Annotated in this window: 15 protein-coding genes and 1 tRNA gene; 11 read left to right on the top strand and 5 right to left on the bottom strand. The window is 71.7% G+C overall.

Going from position 1 to position 15,484, the window contains the following annotated elements:
- Window positions 1–456: 456 nt before the first annotated feature.
- The 10 genes from E1265_RS09690 to E1265_RS09645 all read left to right on the top strand — a co-directional run bounded on the left by E1265_RS09690 (window position 457) and on the right by E1265_RS09645 (window position 10,637).
- Window positions 457–1,419 (top strand): complex I subunit 1 family protein, encoded by a 963-nt coding sequence (locus tag E1265_RS09690; protein WP_132929843.1) that lies wholly within the window; start codon window positions 457–459, stop codon window positions 1,417–1,419.
- Window positions 1,416–1,940, top strand: coding sequence for an NADH-quinone oxidoreductase subunit I (locus E1265_RS09685; protein ID WP_132929842.1), 525 nt, complete (start codon window positions 1,416–1,418; stop codon window positions 1,938–1,940). Before E1265_RS09690 ends, E1265_RS09685 begins: the two co-directional genes overlap by 4 nt.
- Window positions 1,937–2,452 carry an NADH-quinone oxidoreductase subunit J gene (locus E1265_RS09680; RefSeq protein ID WP_132929841.1) on the top strand — a complete coding sequence of 172 codons (516 nt, stop codon included), beginning with the start codon at window positions 1,937–1,939 and terminating at the stop codon, window positions 2,450–2,452. Before E1265_RS09685 ends, E1265_RS09680 begins: the two co-directional genes overlap by 4 nt.
- Entirely contained in the window at window positions 2,452–2,814 is a 363-nt protein-coding gene (gene nuoK / locus E1265_RS09675) for an NADH-quinone oxidoreductase subunit NuoK (protein WP_132929840.1), read from the top strand. The genes E1265_RS09680 and nuoK overlap by 1 nt, the downstream gene beginning before the upstream one ends.
- The gene (locus tag E1265_RS09670) at window positions 2,811–4,751 is read left to right on the top strand and encodes an NADH-quinone oxidoreductase subunit L (RefSeq protein ID WP_132929839.1); all 1,941 of its coding nucleotides are present in this window, start codon (window positions 2,811–2,813) and stop codon (window positions 4,749–4,751) included. Before nuoK ends, E1265_RS09670 begins: the two co-directional genes overlap by 4 nt.
- A 27-nt stretch (window positions 4,752–4,778) precedes the next feature.
- A complete protein-coding gene (locus E1265_RS09665) occupies window positions 4,779–6,326 on the top strand; it encodes an NADH-quinone oxidoreductase subunit M (RefSeq protein ID WP_132929846.1) in 1,548 nt (515 codons plus the stop codon).
- Window positions 6,323–7,858 (top strand): NADH-quinone oxidoreductase subunit N, encoded by a 1,536-nt coding sequence (locus E1265_RS09660; RefSeq protein ID WP_132929838.1) that lies wholly within the window; start codon window positions 6,323–6,325, stop codon window positions 7,856–7,858. Before E1265_RS09665 ends, E1265_RS09660 begins: the two co-directional genes overlap by 4 nt.
- Window positions 7,859–8,040: 182 nt before the next feature.
- Complete coding sequence (htpX, locus tag E1265_RS09655; protein ID WP_132929837.1) at window positions 8,041–8,904, top strand: zinc metalloprotease HtpX; 864 nt, start codon at window positions 8,041–8,043, stop codon at window positions 8,902–8,904.
- 15 nt (window positions 8,905–8,919) lie between these two features.
- Complete coding sequence (locus E1265_RS09650) at window positions 8,920–9,339, top strand: YccF domain-containing protein (RefSeq protein WP_132929836.1); 420 nt, start codon at window positions 8,920–8,922, stop codon at window positions 9,337–9,339.
- 116 nt (window positions 9,340–9,455) lie between these two features.
- On the top strand, window positions 9,456–10,637 hold the full coding sequence (locus tag E1265_RS09645; RefSeq protein WP_132929835.1) for an alpha/beta hydrolase: 1,182 nt from the start codon (window positions 9,456–9,458) through the stop codon (window positions 10,635–10,637).
- A gap of 13 nt (window positions 10,638–10,650) precedes the next feature.
- Here the strand turns inward: E1265_RS09645 and E1265_RS09640 are convergent, their stop codons facing one another.
- The 3 genes from E1265_RS09640 to E1265_RS09630 all read right to left on the bottom strand — a co-directional run bounded on the left by E1265_RS09640 (window position 10,651) and on the right by E1265_RS09630 (window position 12,947).
- Window positions 10,651–11,265, bottom strand: coding sequence for a DedA family protein (locus E1265_RS09640; protein ID WP_132929834.1), 615 nt, complete (start codon window positions 11,263–11,265; stop codon window positions 10,651–10,653).
- 93 nt (window positions 11,266–11,358) lie between these two features.
- Window positions 11,359–12,462, bottom strand: a complete 1,104-nt coding sequence (gene corA / locus E1265_RS09635) for a magnesium/cobalt transporter CorA (RefSeq protein WP_132929833.1) — start codon at window positions 12,460–12,462, stop codon at window positions 11,359–11,361.
- Complete coding sequence (locus E1265_RS09630; RefSeq protein ID WP_132929832.1) at window positions 12,459–12,947, bottom strand: YajQ family cyclic di-GMP-binding protein; 489 nt, start codon at window positions 12,945–12,947, stop codon at window positions 12,459–12,461. Before E1265_RS09630 ends, corA begins: the two co-directional genes overlap by 4 nt.
- A gap of 135 nt (window positions 12,948–13,082) precedes the next feature.
- Between E1265_RS09630 and E1265_RS09625 the strand changes: the two genes are divergently transcribed.
- Window positions 13,083–13,164, top strand: a tRNA-Tyr gene (locus E1265_RS09625).
- Between the two features lie 181 nt (window positions 13,165–13,345).
- Here the strand turns inward: E1265_RS09625 and E1265_RS09620 are convergent.
- Complete coding sequence (locus E1265_RS09620; RefSeq protein ID WP_132929845.1) at window positions 13,346–14,722, bottom strand: tyrosine-type recombinase/integrase; 1,377 nt, start codon at window positions 14,720–14,722, stop codon at window positions 13,346–13,348.
- Window positions 14,719–14,916, bottom strand: coding sequence for a helix-turn-helix domain-containing protein (locus E1265_RS09615; protein WP_132929831.1), 198 nt, complete (start codon window positions 14,914–14,916; stop codon window positions 14,719–14,721). The genes E1265_RS09620 and E1265_RS09615 overlap by 4 nt, the downstream gene beginning before the upstream one ends.
- Window positions 14,917–15,484: the final 568 nt, after the last annotated feature.

Here is a 15,484-nt window from a genome sequence, read left to right as displayed (position 1 = left end):
ATGGGGCCCCCAGGCCGGCACGCTGCCGCCCGTGGCGGCCCCCGCCGCCCGCCGGCCCACGGCCAGGCCCCGCCGCGAAGCGGCTGCGCCGGGCAAGGCCGACAGGCCGCCTCGTCGTAGCCGCTCGGCGGCCGACGGTTCGGCGAGTCAGCGTGGCGCCGCGCCGCCTGCGGCGGCCACGGACGCCTCCGGCTCCGCGTCCCCGTCCGCGCCGTGGCGTGGACCCGATGCGGATTCGCCGCGTGGCGCCTCGCCGGCGGAGGCTGGCGACTCCCGGCCGCCTCGTCGTAGCCGCTCGGCGGCCGACGGTTCGGCCAGCCAGCGGGCCACCGCCAAGAGCGAGCCACCCCCCGGCGCCAAGGCGCCGGAGGCGCGCGGTGCCGCCGAGCCCGAGGACGACGGGTCCGCCGACCCCGCGCCGGAGGCGCCCCGCTCTGGGTCGGAGAGGGAGGCGTAGTGGACGTGTGGGACGTGGCCGTGCGGGTCGCGGCGGTCGTGGTCGCGTTTCTCGTGCTGCCCCTGCTCGTCGGGCAGACCGAGCACAAGGCCATGGCGCACATGCAGGGCCGGCTCGGCCCCATGCACGCCGGCGGGTTCCACGGCTGGGCCCAACTCATCGCGGACGGCGTCAAGTTCGCGCAGAAGGAGGACACCGTCCCGGCCGGCGCCGACCGCCGTGTCTTCCAACTCGCGCCCGCCGTCGCGCTCATCCCGTACCTGATCGTCCTCGTGGCCATCCCGCTCGGACCCGACGGCATGGTCGGGCAGGTCATCGACGCCGGCATCTTCTTCGTGCTCGCCGTCCTCGGCATCGGCGTGCTCGGCTCGTTGATGGCCGGCTGGGCGTCGGCCAACAAGTACTCGCTGCTCGGCGCCCTCCGAACCGCCGCCCAACTCATGGCCTACGAGCTGCCGTTGCTGCTGTCCGCCGCATCCGTCGCGATGGCCGCCGGCACCCTCTCGCTCACCGGGATACTCGGCGAGTTCGAGTGGTGGTGGGTGCCGTGGCAACTCGTCGGCGGCTTCGTCTTCTTCACCGCCGGGCTCGCCGAGCTGCAACGCCCGCCGTTCGACGCGCCGATCGCCCCCGAGGAGATCATCTTCGGTGCGTACACCGAGTACTCGGGCCTCCGCTTCGCGCTCTTCCTGCTCGCCGAGTACGCCGGCATCGTCGTCGTCTCCGCCCTCACGGCCGTGCTGTTTCTCGGCGGCTGGCACGGGCCGTGGTCCGACCAGCTCGGCTGGCTGTGGATGCTGCTCAAGACCGGCGCGCTCAGCTTCCTCGTCATCTGGGCCCGCGTCGCCTGGCCCAGGCTCCGCGTCGACCAGATCCAGAAGTTCGCCTGGACCGCGCTGGTGCCCCTCGCCCTGGCCCAGATCGCGTTGACGGGCGTGATCAAGGTGGTGGTGTCAGGATGAGCCTCGGGTCAGGACTCGCCCGGGGGCTGGCGATCACGCTGCGCGCCATGACCCGCCGCGCGGTCACCCAGCAGTACCCGGAGCGGCGCCCCGAACTGCCGCCCCGCAGCCGGGGCGTCATCGCGCTGTTCGAGGAAAACTGCACGGTCTGCATGCTCTGCGCCCGCGAGTGCCCCGACTGGTGCATCTACATCGACTCGCACAAGGAGACCGTGCCGCCCGCGACCCCCGGCGGGCGCGAGCGCAGCCGCAACGTGCTCGACCGCTTCGCCATCGACTTCTCGCTCTGCATGTACTGCGGGATCTGCGTCGAGGTCTGCCCGTTCGACGCCCTCTTCTGGTCGCCCGAGTTCGAGTACGCCACCACCGACATCCGCGAACTCACCCACGAGCGCGAGGCGTTGCGCGCGTGGATGTGGACCGTGCCCGAGCCGCCCACGCTCGACGCGGCGGGCGAGGAGCCCAAGGAGATAGCCGCCGCCCGCAAGGCCGTCGAGCGGGACGAACAGGAGGGGACGTGACCGGGCAGGAGGTCGTCTTCCTCATCGTCGGGGTCGTCGTCCTCGGCGCCGCCGTCCGCTGCGTCACCACCCGGGAGTTGGTGCACGCGGCGCTCTGGCTGGTGGTCGCGCTCGGCGGCCTTGCCGTCCAGTACCTGCTGCTCACCGCCGAGTTCGTGGCCTGGGTGCAGGTGCTGATCTACCTCGGCTCGGTCGTCGTGCTGCTGCTCTTCGGCCTGATGCTCACCAGGGCGCCCATCGGCCCGTCGCCCGACGCGGACTCGGGCAACCGGCCGGTGGCGCTCGCCGTGTCGCTCGGCTCGGCCGCCGCCCTGGTGGTCCTCGTCGTCGACGCCTTCCGCACCGCGCGGATCGAACTCGACCCCCCGCACGGCGAGTCGGGGCAGATCGGCGAGAGTCTGTTCCGCGAGTGGGTGCTGCCGTTCGAGGCGCTGTCCGTGCTGCTGCTCGCCGCCCTCGTCGGAGCGATCGTCGTCTCCCGCACCAGGCGGCGCGACGGCGGTGAGCGCTGATGCACCTGCTCTACCCGGCCGTGCTCGCCGTGCTGCTCTTCTGCACCGGCCTGTACGGGGTGTTGGCCAGGCGCAACGCCATCCTGGTGCTGATGTCGGTGGAGTTGATGCTCGCCGCCGTCAGCCTCAACCTGGTCGCGTTCGACGTGTGGCTGCGCGACGCCATGCACTCGGGCCAGGTCCTCACGCTCTTCCTCATCGCCCTCGCCGCGGCCGAGATCGGCATCGGTCTCGCCATCGTGCTGCTCGTCTACCGCGCCCGCGGCACCTCCGCCATCGACCAGCTCCGCGAGCTCGGCGAGCCGCGCACGCCGCTCGACGAGACGCCGGCGGAGCGGACCTCGGAGACCCATCCCTCGTGAACACCACGACCGCCGCCGTCCTCGTGCCGCTGCTGCCGTTCGTCGCCGCCGCGGCGATCCTGCTGACCGGCCGGCGCGCGCCCGGCTTCGTCCGGCCGCTCGCCGTGCTGCCGACGCTCACCTCCGCCGGCCTCGCGATCTACGTCGCCGTGCGGCAGGGCGGCGACGAGCCGATCACCGCCGCGACCCGCCTCACGGTCACGGGCAACGACCGGCTCGACATCCAACTCGCCCTGAACCTTGACGGGTTCGCCGTGCTGGTGGCGGTGCTCGTGGCGGTCGTCGCCGGCTGTGTGCAGCTGTACTCGACGGGCTATCTGAGCGGCGACCGCCGCTACCCCTCCTACGCCGCGCTGGTCTCGCTCTTCACCGCCGCCATGCTGCTCGTCGTCTACGCCGACGACCTGATCGTGCTGCTCGTCGGCTGGGAGGTGATGGGCGTCTGCTCGTACTTCCTGGTCGGCCACTACTGGGACACCTCGGCCGCCCGCGCCGCCTCGCTCAAGGCGTTCCTGGTCACCAAGCTCGGCGACGTGCCGTTCCTGATCGGCATCCTGGCCCTGGCCGACGAGGCCGGCACCTTCCGCGTCAGCGAGATCGCGGGCCGGCTCCTCGACGGCGGCCTCGAACTCTCCCACCCCACCCTGATCGCCCTGCTGCTGCTCGCCGGCGTGGCCGGCAAGTCGGGCCAGGTGCCGCTGCACGCCTGGCTGCCGGACGCGATGGCCGGCCCGACCCCGGTGTCCGCGCTGATCCACGCCGCCACCATGGTCGCCGCCGGCGTCTACTTCGTGGCCCGGCTGCTGCCCGTCTTCGCCGCCTCCACGGCCGCCCTGCTGACGCTCGCCGTCGTCGCGGCCCTCACGATGATCGGCTCGGCGCTCGCCGCCCTCGCCCAGGACGACGTCAAGCGGGTGCTCGCCTACTCCACCATTGGTCAACTCGCCTACATGACGGGCGCCCTGGCCGTCGCCGACCGGGAGGCCGCGGTCTTCCACCTGCTGACGCACGGCGCGTTCAAGGCCCTGCTCTTCCTCTCCGCCGGCGTGCTCATCCACACCGCCGGCACCGGCTCGCTGACCGCCATGTCCCGGATGCGCGGCCTCAGGCGCCGCGCCCCCGACGCCTACTGGACCATGACCATCGGGCTGCTCGCGCTCGCCGCCATCCCGCCGTTCGCCGGCTTCTTCTCCAAGGAGGCGGTGATAGCGGCCGCCGAGCACGCCGCGCTCGACCCCGGGCACGGCGTCCCGGCCGCCGCCGGCTGGATCGTCCTGGTCGCCGGGCTGCTCACGGCGCTCCTCACCGCCTGCTACGCCGCCCGCCTCTGGCTGGTCGCCTTCCACGACCTCGCTTGTGGGGGCACCTCCCAGACGAAGTCTGGGGGAGCGCGCACCGAGCCGGTGCCGGTCTCCGAGGGCGCGAGCCCCGTGATGGCCGCCGTGCTCTGGCTGCTCGCGCTCCCCACCCTGCTGCTCGGCCTCGCCTACCCGGTCCTGCCGGACTGGTTCGACGGCGGCGACCTCGCGCCCACCCTCACCACCACCCTGGTGGCCACCGGCGCCGCGCTGGTCGGCGGCCTCGCCGCCTACGCCGCCTGGCGCCGCGCCTACGAGGACGCCCCGGAGAGCGGCTCCGTCGACCCGGCACCCGCCCTGCTGCGCGGCCTGCACCCGCACGCTGCCGCCGGCTTCCACGCCGACGCCGCCTACGCGGCCGCCGTCGTCCGCCCCACCGAGGCCGCCGCCCGCCTGGTCCGCTTCCTCGACCGGGCCGTCGTCGACACCTACGTGCGCGCCGCCGGCGCCGCGCCCGGGCTGCTCGGCGCCGCGGCCCGCCGCGCCCAGACCGGCAACGTGCAGACCTACCTCAGCGCGATCGTCGCCGGCACCCTCGTCCTGGCCGTCGCCGCCGTCCTCGTCGTCGCGGGGGAGTGAGCCGTGATCAGCCTCAACGACACCACCATGCGACTGCTGCTCGCCGCCGCCGTCGTGCTCCCGCTGCTCGGCGCCGGCGCCGCCCTGCTGCCCGCCCCGCCCGGGCTGCGCGGTAGGGGCGGCCCGGAGCGCGACGTGCTGCGGCACGGCGTCACCGTCACCGGCGCCGTGCTCGTCCTGACGCTGCTGCTCGCCGCCGGCTTCGACCACGACCGGCCGGCCGACGTCCAGGCCGAGAGCGACCTCAGCTGGATCCCGGCGCTCGACATCCGGCTGCACCTCGGCGTCGACGGCATCTCGCTGCCGCTGCTCGTCCTCACCGCGCTGCTGACCTTCCTCTGCGCCCTCCACACCTACGTCAGGCCGCCCAAGGGGGACGACACCCCGGGCCCGGTGCCGTTCGTCGCGCTGCTGCTCCTGCTCGAGGCCGGCACGCTCGCCACCTTCGCCGTCCTCGACCTGGTGCTGTTCTTCCTGGCCTTCGAGACGGTCCTGATCCCGATGTACTTCCTGATCGCCCGCTGGGGCGGCGCCGAACGGGCCGCCGCGGCCTGGAAGTTCATCCTCTACACGGTCGTCGGCTCGGTGGTGATGCTGCTCGGCCTGCTGCTGATCGGCGTGCGCGGCGGCACCTTCGACATGGTCGCCCTCGCCGAGGCGAACGGCGCGGGCCTCAGCCACACCACCCAGCTGCTCGCCGTGCTGGCCATCGGCCTCGGCCTCGCCGTCAAGACCCCCATGTGGCCGCTGCACAGCTGGCTGCCTGACGCGCACACGGCCGCCCCAACGGCCGGCTCGGTGCTGCTGGCCGGCGTGCTGCTGAAGATGGGCACCTACGGCCTGGTCAGGATCGCGCTGCCGATCGCCCCCGAGGGCATGCACACCTTCGCGCCCTACCTTGGCGCCTTCGCCGCCGCCGGCATCATCTACGGCTCCCTCGCCTGCCTCGCCCTGGTACGGCGCGGCGCCGGCGGGGACCTGAAGCGGCTCATCGCCTACTCGTCCGTCGGCCACATGGGCTTCGTGCTCCTCGGCATCGCCACCCTCACCCGCGGCGGCGTCAACGGCGCGCTGTTCGCCAACATCGCCCACGGCCTGATCACCGGCCTGCTGTTCTTCCTCGTCGGCGCCCTCAAGGAGCGCGTCGGGTCCACCGACCTCGACCGGCTGACCGACGTGACGCTCTACGGCCGGGCCCCGCGGTTCGGCGGGCTGCTGGCGTTCGCCGCCGTCGCCTCACTCGGGCTGCCGGGACTCGCCGGCTTCTGGGGCGAACTGCTCGCCATGCTCGGCGCCTACCACCCGGCCGAGGGCCTCAGCCGGCCCGCGTTCCTCACCTACCTGGCGTGCGCCGGCCTCGGCACCCTGCTGACCGCCGCCTACCTGCTGCTCGTGGTCCGCCGCGTCTGCATGGGGGACAAGGTCGACGAACCACTCCCCGACCTGCGCGCCCCTGAGTACGCGGCGTTCGCCCCGCTCGCCGCGCTGACCCTGCTCGCCGGCCTGTGGCCGGCCGTCCTGCTCGACCTCACCGACCCCGCCGTCGCGGCCCTCCTGCCGGGAGTCGCCAGATGAACCTCACCCAGAACGTCGAGTGGGCGGTCGTCGCGCCCCCGCTCATCGCCGCGGTCGCCGCCGTGGTGGTGCTGATCGCCGACCTGTTCCTGCCGGCCGCGAGGCGCCCGCTGCTCGGCTGGCTGGCCGCCGGCGGACTCGCGCTCGCCGCCCTCGCCCTGCTGCCGCTGCGCGACGGCGACCGGGCCACGTTCTGCCTCGCCGACGAGCCCGCGCTCTGCGCCTACACCGCGGACCGCTTCGCCGTCATCGTCCAACTGCTGGTGCTCGGCGGCGCGTTCCTCGTGGCCCTGCTCGCCGTCCCGGAGACCGCGGACGACGACATCCCGGGCGGCGAGTTCTGGTTCCTGCTGCTCTCCTCGGCCTCCGGCGCCGCGCTGCTCCCGGCCGCCCGCGACCTGGCCACCCTGATCATCGCGCTCGAGGTCGCCACGCTGCCCGCCTACGCCCTGGTCGGGCTGCGCCGCGGCAGCCGCACCGGACCCGAGGCCGCGCTCAAGTTCTTCCTCACCTCGGTCACCGCCACCGCCGTCACCCTGCTCGGCGTCAGCTTCGTCTACGCCGCCGGCGGCAGCCTCTTCTTCGCCGAGCTCGCCACCGCCCTGCCCGGGGGCGACCCCCAGCTGGCCACCCTGGCCGAGGCCGGGGTGGCGCTCACACTGGTCGGCTTCGCCTTCAAGACCGCCGCCGTGCCGTTCCACTTCTGGGTCCCCGAGACCTACGTCGGCGCGCCGCTGCCCGTCGCCGGCTACCTGTCGGTGGTCGGCAAGGCCGCCGGGCTCGCCGGCCTCGCCCTGGTCACCACCCTGGCCTTCCCCGGCTACGGCGACCTGTGGGGCCCTGCGCTCGGGCTGCTCGCCGCCCTCACCATGACCGTGGGCAACGCCGCCGCGCTGCGCACCGACCCGTCCGGGCCACACAGCGCGATCCGGCTGCTCGCCTGGTCGTCGGTCGGGCAGGCCGGCTACCTGCTGGTGCCGCTCGCGGCCGCCGCCTACACCGACCGCGGCGAGGCGGTGGGCACGACCGTCGCCTACGCGCTGATGTACGCGGCGGTCAACCTGGGCGCGTTCGCGGTGGCCGCCCAGGTGGCGCGCCGGCACGGCGGGCGCCGGCTCGCCGACTACCGGGGGCTCTACGCCCGCCGGCCGCTGACCGCGCTCGCGCTGGCCTTCTTCCTGCTGTGCCTGGCCGGACTGCCGCCGGGGGTGGTGGGCCTGTTCGCCAAGGTCGCGGTCTTCGAGGCGGCGGTGGACGCCGGCCTCGGCGCGCTCGCCGTGGTCATGGCGATCAACGTGGCGATCGCCCTCTTCTACTACCTGCGCTGGACGGCGCTGCTGTTCCGCCCGGCCGAGGAGCCGGCGGTCGGCCGGGCCGACGAGCCGGCCGCCGCCACCGCCGCCGTGCCGGCCGCTCTGGCCTCGCTCACCGTGCCGCTGACCGGGGCCGTCGGGCTCGCCGGGGCGGCGGCCCTGGCCTTCTCCGGTGCCCCGCAGCTGATCCTCACCTTTGTATCGAGCGGGCTGATCTAGCGCCGCCGACGGCCGCGGAACGTTCGCGCTCGGTAACAGCGGGGCCGGTGAGGGAACGGACGTCCCGCCGTTCGCGTTGTGCACTTCGGGAGTGTCCACTGTTAGTGGAGAAACTCCGGCATCCGGTACATCCGGCATTCCCCACACCCGCACACCCGCGCGCGCAACCAGGAGGGCACACCGTGCACCGCCGGCACAACGGTCTCAAAACCGCCGCCCTGCTCGGCGGCATGTCCGCGTTGATCCTGGTCATCGGGAGCTTCTTCGGCCGCGGCGGCCTGCTGATCGCGCTGGTGGTGGCCCTCGGCACCAACGGCTACGCCTACTGGAACAGCGACAAGCTCGCGCTGCGCGCCATGCGGGCCAGGCCGGTGAGCGAGTTCGAGGCGCCCAGGCTCTACCTCATGGTCCGCGAGCTGGCCGGCCAGGCCAGGCAGCCGATGCCCCGGCTCTACATCTCCCCGACCGAGGCGCCCAACGCCTTCGCCACCGGCCGGAACCCGCGCAACGCCGCCGTCTGCTGCACCGAGGGCATCCTGCGCCTGCTCGACGAGCGCGAGCTGCGCGGCGTCATCGCCCACGAGCTCAGCCACGTCTACAACCGGGACATCCTGATCTCCTCGGTGGCCGGGGCCATGGCCTCGGTGATCATGTTCCTGGTGAACATCGCCTGGTTCATCCCCATCGGGCGGGACGACGACGAGGGCGGCCCCGGCATCTTCGGGATGCTGCTGGTGATGCTCCTCGGCCCGATCGCGGCCTCCCTCATCCAACTGGCGGTCAGCAGGTCGCGCGAGTTCGAGGCGGACGCGTCGGGGGCCAGGCTCACCGGGGACCCGCTGGCGCTGGCCAGCGCGCTGCGCAAGCTGGAGGCGGGCACCCAGGCCCGCCCGCTGCGCCCGGAGCCCCAGTTGGAGACGGCGAGCCACCTGATGATCGCCAACCCGTTCCGCCGCGGCGAGGGGCTGGCCAGGATGTTCGCCACCCATCCGCCGATGGCGGACCGCGTCGAGCGTCTGGAACGCATGGCGGGCGGCCGCCGCTGAGGTCATCCTGATGGCGTGCGAACCATACTGAACATCATCTGGTTGATCTTCTCCGGGCTGTGGATGGCGCTCGGCTACGTGCTCGCCGGCATCATCTGCTTCGTCCTCATCGTCACGATCCCCTTCGGCATAGCCTGCTTCCGGATCGCCGGCTACGCGCTGTGGCCCTTCGGCTATCGCGTCACCGAGCGGCACGACGCGGGCCTGGCGTCGGGCGTGGGCAACGTGATCTGGCTGGTGATCGCCGGCATCTGGCTCGCCATCGGGCACATCCTGGCGGGCATCTCCTTCTGCGTGACGATCATCGGCATCCCGTTCGGCATCGCCCACTTCAAGATGGTGCCGGTGTCGCTGATGCCGCTTGGCCGGGAGATCGTGCCGACCGCCCAGGCGTACCCCGGCTACCGCTGGAACACGCAGGGCCAGTACACCTAGTGCTGGCACCACCTCCCGGGTGGTGCCGGCGCGTAGGGGAAACCTTACGAAAGTCAAGGGGCTGGTCAGCCTGAGGACTGACGCGGCGCCCCACGCCCCGTGGTTACGCTCCGTGCATGTTGATCACGATCTTCCGAGGCGCCGCCGCCCTGGCGGTCGGCCTCACCCTGTCACTCGCCGCGCCCCTGCTGCCGACGGCGACGGCCGCCGACCGTGCACCGGTCCCGGTCGCCGACCCGGTCGCCGCGCCGGCCGCCGTCCTCGAACTGCCGCGGCCCACAGGTCCGTTCGCGGTCGGCCGGGACACGCTGCACCTGGTGGACCGCGACCGCCGCGACCCGTGGGTGCCGGAGGCCGGCGACCGCGAGCTGCTGGTGTCGATGTTCTATCCCGCCAGGGCCGGCACCGGCCGGCCCGCCCCCTACCTGACCGTCGACGAGGCCCGGCTGCTGCTGGAGAGCCAGGGCCGCGAGGACGTCATCGCGCCCGAGGACGTCGCCGCCACCCGGATCAACGCCCGGGCGGGCGCGGCGCCCGAGCGCGGCCGGCATCCGCTGGTCGTCCTCTCCCCGGGTTTCTCGCTGCCGCGCACCACCCTCACCCTGCTCGCCGAGGAGCTGGCCAGCCGCGGCTACGTGGTGGCCGCCGTCGACCACGCGTACGAGTCGGTCGGCACCCTCTTTTCCGGCGGTCGGATGCTCACCTGTGTCGCCTGCGAGGCCGCCGACGACATGTCGGTCGTCGCCGAGGGCCGGGCGGCCGACCTGTCCTTCGTGCTCGACCAGTTGACGGGCCCCCGCCCCGCCTGGCGGCGCGCCGGGCTGATAGACGCCTCCCGGATCGGCATGGCCGGCCACTCGATCGGGGGCAACGCCACGGCCGTCACCATGGCGGCGGACCCGCGCGTGCGCGCCGGGGTCAACATGGACGGCACCTTCTTCGCCCCCGTGCCGCCCGAGGGCCTGGGCGGGCGGCCGTTCCTGATGCTCGGAACCGAGTCCCTGCACCACCCAGGCGGCGAGGACGAGTCCTGGGACCGGGACTGGGCCCGGCTCGACGGCTGGCGCCGCTGGCTGACCGTGACGCACTCGGGCCACTTCACCTTCATCGACCTGCCGGTGCTCGGCGGCCAGCTCGGGCTGACCGACCCCGAGGCGCCGCTCTCCGGCGAGCGCTCCGGCGAGATCACCAGGGACTACGTGGCCGCCTTCTTCGACGCCCACCTGCGGGGCCTGCCCCAACCCCTGCTCGACGGGCCGACGGCGGCCAACCCCGAGGTGATCTTCCAGGGCCGCTGAGCGCCCCGCGCGGCTACTCGGCGGCGGACGCCCTGCGGTTGCGCAGGAACCGCACCCCCTCGTGCAGGAGGGTGATCGCCAGCGCGAGGCCGAGCCCGAGCGCCACCCCACGCAGCGGGTTGTGCTCGAAGGCGGCGCCGCCGATGTAGCCGATGCAGGCCGAGTAGACGGCCCAACTCGCGGCCGCTATCGCGTCGTACCGCGAGAACCGGCTCAACGGGTAGCGGGTGGCGCCGGTGGTGAGCGTGGCGGCGGTGCGGCCGCCCGGAATATAGCGGGCGACGACCAGGACCAGGCCGCCGCGCTTCTGCAACATGTCGCCGACGTGCTCGTAGGCCTTGTGCGTCCTGCTGCCGGGTTTGAGCCTGGAGAAGACCCGCTCACCCGACTTCCGGCCTATGAAGTAGGAGATGTGATCCCCGGCGAAGGCGCCCAGGGCGGCGACGAGGATGACGAGGAGCAGGTTGGGGTTGCCGTCGGCCGCCGCGAAGACCCCCAGGGTCACCACCAGGGTCTCGCTGGGCACCACGGGAAAGAAGCCGTCGAGCATCGCGACGGCGAAGAGCGCCACGTACACCCAGGGGGTGGCGACAAACCCTTCGATGGCGTCGAGGATCGCATTATCCACGGCCCCAGCCTAGGCAATCGAACTGTTGACCAGGATCCGCCCTTCGTCAGGAGTGGACCTGACGATCGTCAGGTCCACTTCCCTCTCCGGGCGTCACAACCATCCGTTCCGCCGGAACCCCCGGTGGATCGCATAGCAGGTGACCAGGATCACGCCGATCACCAGCGGGTAGCCGAATCGCCAGTGCAACTCGGGCATGTAGTCGAAGTTCATCCCGTACACGCCGCAGACCATCGTCGGCACCGCGAGGATGGCCGCCCACGCGGTGATCTTCCGCATGTCCTCGTTCTGCGCCACCGTGACCTGGGCCAGGTTGGCCTGCAGGATCGAGTCGATCAGCATGTCGTAGCCGTTGATCTGCTCGGTGACCCGGGACAGGTGGTCGGCCACGTCGCGGAAGTAGCGCCTGATGTCCGTGTCCACCATCGGCAGCTCCTTCTCCGCCAGCATCCGCAGCGGCCCGTCGAGCGGCGCCACCGCCCGCCTGAGCTCCAACAGCTCCCGCTTCAGCTGGTAGATCTGACCGGGATTCGCGCCCCGGCCCCGGGAGTCGGAGAACACCGCCGACTCGATCTCGTCCACGTCGTCCCGCACCGCCGCCGCGACTTCCAGGTAGTGGTCCACCACGTGGTCCGTGATGGCGTGCAGCACGGCGGAAGGCCCCTTCGCCAGCTGCTCGGGCGTCGCCTCCAGATCCTCGCGCAGCGGCCCCAGCGAGCCGTGCCCGCCGTGCCGGACCGTGACCACGAAGTCCCGGCCGGTGAAGACCATGATCTCGCCGGTCTCCACCACCTCGCTGCTGTCGGTCAGTTCGGTGTGCTCGACGTAGCGCACGGTCTTCAGCACCGTGAAGAGCGCGTCGTCGTACCGTTCGAGCTTGGGCCGCTGGTGCGCGTGCACGGCGTCCTCGACGGCCAGCGGGTGCAGCCCGAAGAGGTCGGCGATCTCCGCGAACTCCGCCTCCGACGGCTCGTGCAGGCCGATCCACACGAACCCGCCCCGCCGGCCGCGCGCCCGCACTATCGCCTCCCGCGCGGTGAACCGGCCCTGCCTGCGCACGCCGTTCCGATACACGGCGCAGTTCACCACCGCGCTCCCGAGCGGCTCCCGCGCCCCGTGGCTCAGGTCAACCTTCGCGCCGTCCCCCACGGGCGTCCGCCGACCCCGCCGCAGGACCACGCCGATGCCCCGAATCATCGGTAGTTGACGAACTGCACGGCGAAGTCGAAGTCCTTCTCCCGCACGAGCCGCTGCACCTCCTGCAGCGCGTCCCTGCTCTTGGAGCTGACCCGCAACTCGTCGCCCTGCACCTGAGCCTTGACCCCCTTGGGCCCCTCGTCCCTGATCAGCTTGGCGACCTTCTTGGCGTCCTCGGTGGAGATGCCCTCCTTGATCGTGGAGTACAGCCGGTACTCCTTCCCCGAGGCCTGCGGCTCGCCCGAGTCCAGCGCCTTCAGCGAGATCCCGCGCTTGACGAGCTTGGTCTGGAAGATGTCAAGCACCGCCTTCGTCCGCTCCTCGGCGTTGGCCCTGATCTCGATCCGCTCCCCCGACCAGGCGATCGAGGCGCCGACCCCGCGGAAGTCGTACCGCTGCGAGATCTCCTTGGCCGCCTGGTTGAGTGCGTTGTCGACCTCCTGCCGGTCGACTTTCGAGACGATGTCGAAACTGGAGTCGGCCATGGTGGTAAGGCTCCTCGGATCTGTCACATCGAGCGTGGTCGCCGCACAGCCTAGTCACCCACCCTCCCGGATCCACCGGCCCCAACCGGGTGGCGGACCACCCCCACGCATCGGGTATCGTTTACCCCATCGCAAGGCGGTGTGCCCGAGTGGCCAAAGGGAGCAGACTGTAAATCTGCCGGCTCAGCCTACCCAGGTTCGAACCCTGGCGCCGCCACAGCGAAGAGGCAGCCCTCTGACCAGCGAAAACGCCGGGTCGGGGGGCTGTTTTGCTGCCCCGGATTACTGCTCTCGAACGAGAATCGAAACGCGGCGTTTGTCGCGCTCTGTCTCGCGCCTTTCCCACCCTCAGTCAGTTTCTCTTCCCCATGTGTTCCCCGGGGAAGAGGGGACTGCGGCTACTTGTCGGCATCGTCCCACTCGCGCATCGCGGCCTCGATGCGCTGGTTGGAGCGCTCCTCGTTCTGCGCGAGGATCTTGGCGTAGACGCGGAACAGCACCGCGAGGCTGTGCCCAGCCCGCCGCGCGCACTCGGCCGGGTCGACGCCGGAGCTCAGCCAGAAGGAGACCCCGGCGTGACGCAGGTCGTACGGCCTGCGGGCGAGCATCGAGGCGGCCTCTTCCTCGGTCAGCACGGCGACCCTGGCCTTCGCCCACACCTCCCCGTAGCCGCTCTCCTGGAGCAGCCCGCCCCGGCTGGTACGGAACAACCGGCCGTCCGAGGCGGTGCCGTAGCGCTTGATGTGCTCACGCAGCATCTGAACGTAGTCCGGCGGGATCGGCACGGGCCGTGAATCCGCCTCCGCCCGCGCCTTCAGGCCGCGCTCCTCGTGAGCCCGTCCATCATCGGTCCAGCCTCGCCCGGCGCGGACCATGCCCCGCCGGAGCGTGATCCGTCCCCAGCCGCGCTTGGGGAGGTGGCACTGGTTCTTCTTCAGGTGGATTGCCTCGGCCGGCCGCGTGGCCGCGTAGTACAAGCACCCGAAGAACGCCTCCAAGTGCTCGCCGCGGTCGCCCTGATCCCTGACCCCGGCGAGGAGTTGGCGGACCTGACGGGGGTTGGCCACGCTGTCGGGATCGACCTGCTCGGCGGTGCGGGGAATGACCGACCGGATGGTGGCCAGCGGGTTGATGCCGCCCGGCAGCAGCTTCTTCTCCACCGCGAAGCCGAGCGCGTCGCTGAGGCATGCTCGCTTGCGCTTGACGGTTCGGGCCGCGGCCGGCTTGCCGTCGAGCTTCTGGGCCAGCGCGTCCAGGGCCTTGCGCAGCACCTCGGCGTCCTCAAGGGCAGCCATGGGAACGGAGTGCTCCTCGACCCATTCCAGGGCCTTGGCGCAGTACTCCGGCGGCTCCTCGTTCCACCTGTTCTTGTTGTAGGCCCAGCTGTAGAGCGCTCGACGCAGCAACGGGGGTCCTGGTTTGCCGGCCTCGCCCTTCACCAGGGCCGGGGTGATGGTGGCCAGGGCGTCGGCGACGTTGCGGCGCGACTTGGCGGGGAGGATGTCCCACTTGCGGGCGACGAAGGCGCGGGAGTGCTCGTACCAGGTGACCGAGGCATTCAGCGCGCGCATCTCGGAGACGGGCAGGCCCGTCTCGGTGTCGAACTGTTCGCCCTTTCTCACGGCCGCCATCAACTCCGATCGGCGGCCGTCGGCTTGGGCCTTGAGCGTGTAGCTCTTGGAGTACTTGCGCTTTCCAACGAGCCAGTGCACGCGGTAGGGCTTGGGGCGTTCGCTCCGTGTCTCGATGGTGTAGACGCGGACGTCGTAGGTCAGCACGAGATCTTCTCCTCGCAGTTGTTGAGCCAGCGGTCGAGGTCGCCTCGACGGAAGCGGAGCTGGCCGTTGGGGAGCTTCAGCGCTTTGGGCGCGGTGCCGCGGACGCGCATGCGGTAGAAGGCGGCGCGCGACATCCCGAGCTCAGCTAGGACCTCGGCGAGTCTGAGGTGCCGTTCACGGGTTTCGGACATGGATGGGCTGTCCTCCTTGAGTGAATTGGATGGAGCCCGCGGCGTCGTGGCCGCCAGCGGGCCGGGGGCGACTCCCCACGTGGCATCAACGGCCGTAAATGATCATAGGTGACTTCTGGGCTATCGTTGGCAATTACCGCACTTTGTCCATGTCTGCCCGAGGTGGATCGCGTCGAGCTGATACACGAGCGTTTATGGCTGTCAGGGTGTGGTCATGCGAGGCGGTGCTCGACGAGATCTCCGCTGTCCCTCTTTCGTGGACTTGGTTTCCGGAAGTTGCGTCCGCTAGTTTGCCGAGGCGACGGACGCGGCTGTCCGGAGGCCGGAGCCTCGTGTCCGCCGCCGCTTCGAGTTGCCTTGACGGCCAACGGAGGTCACCGACGATGCTGCGCCGCCACGCACTTGGCCGGGCGTTTCGATGAGCCGTTACGGCCGGATCGAGCGCGGCTACATGGCCGCTGACCGCTTCACGCAGGTGTCCAACGAACTCGCTCGCGACCGGCGGTTGAGCAGGAAGGCGCGCGGGCTGTTCCTGGAGATCGCCTCGCACCGCGACGGCTACGGGCTG

This window comes from Streptomyces sp. 8K308, from assembly GCF_004348315.1.
Lineage (GTDB): Bacteria > Actinomycetota > Actinomycetes > Streptomycetales > Streptomycetaceae > Streptomyces.
The sequence above is the reverse complement of the archived record's forward strand: the minus strand, read 5'-3'. Positions and strand labels throughout refer to the sequence as shown.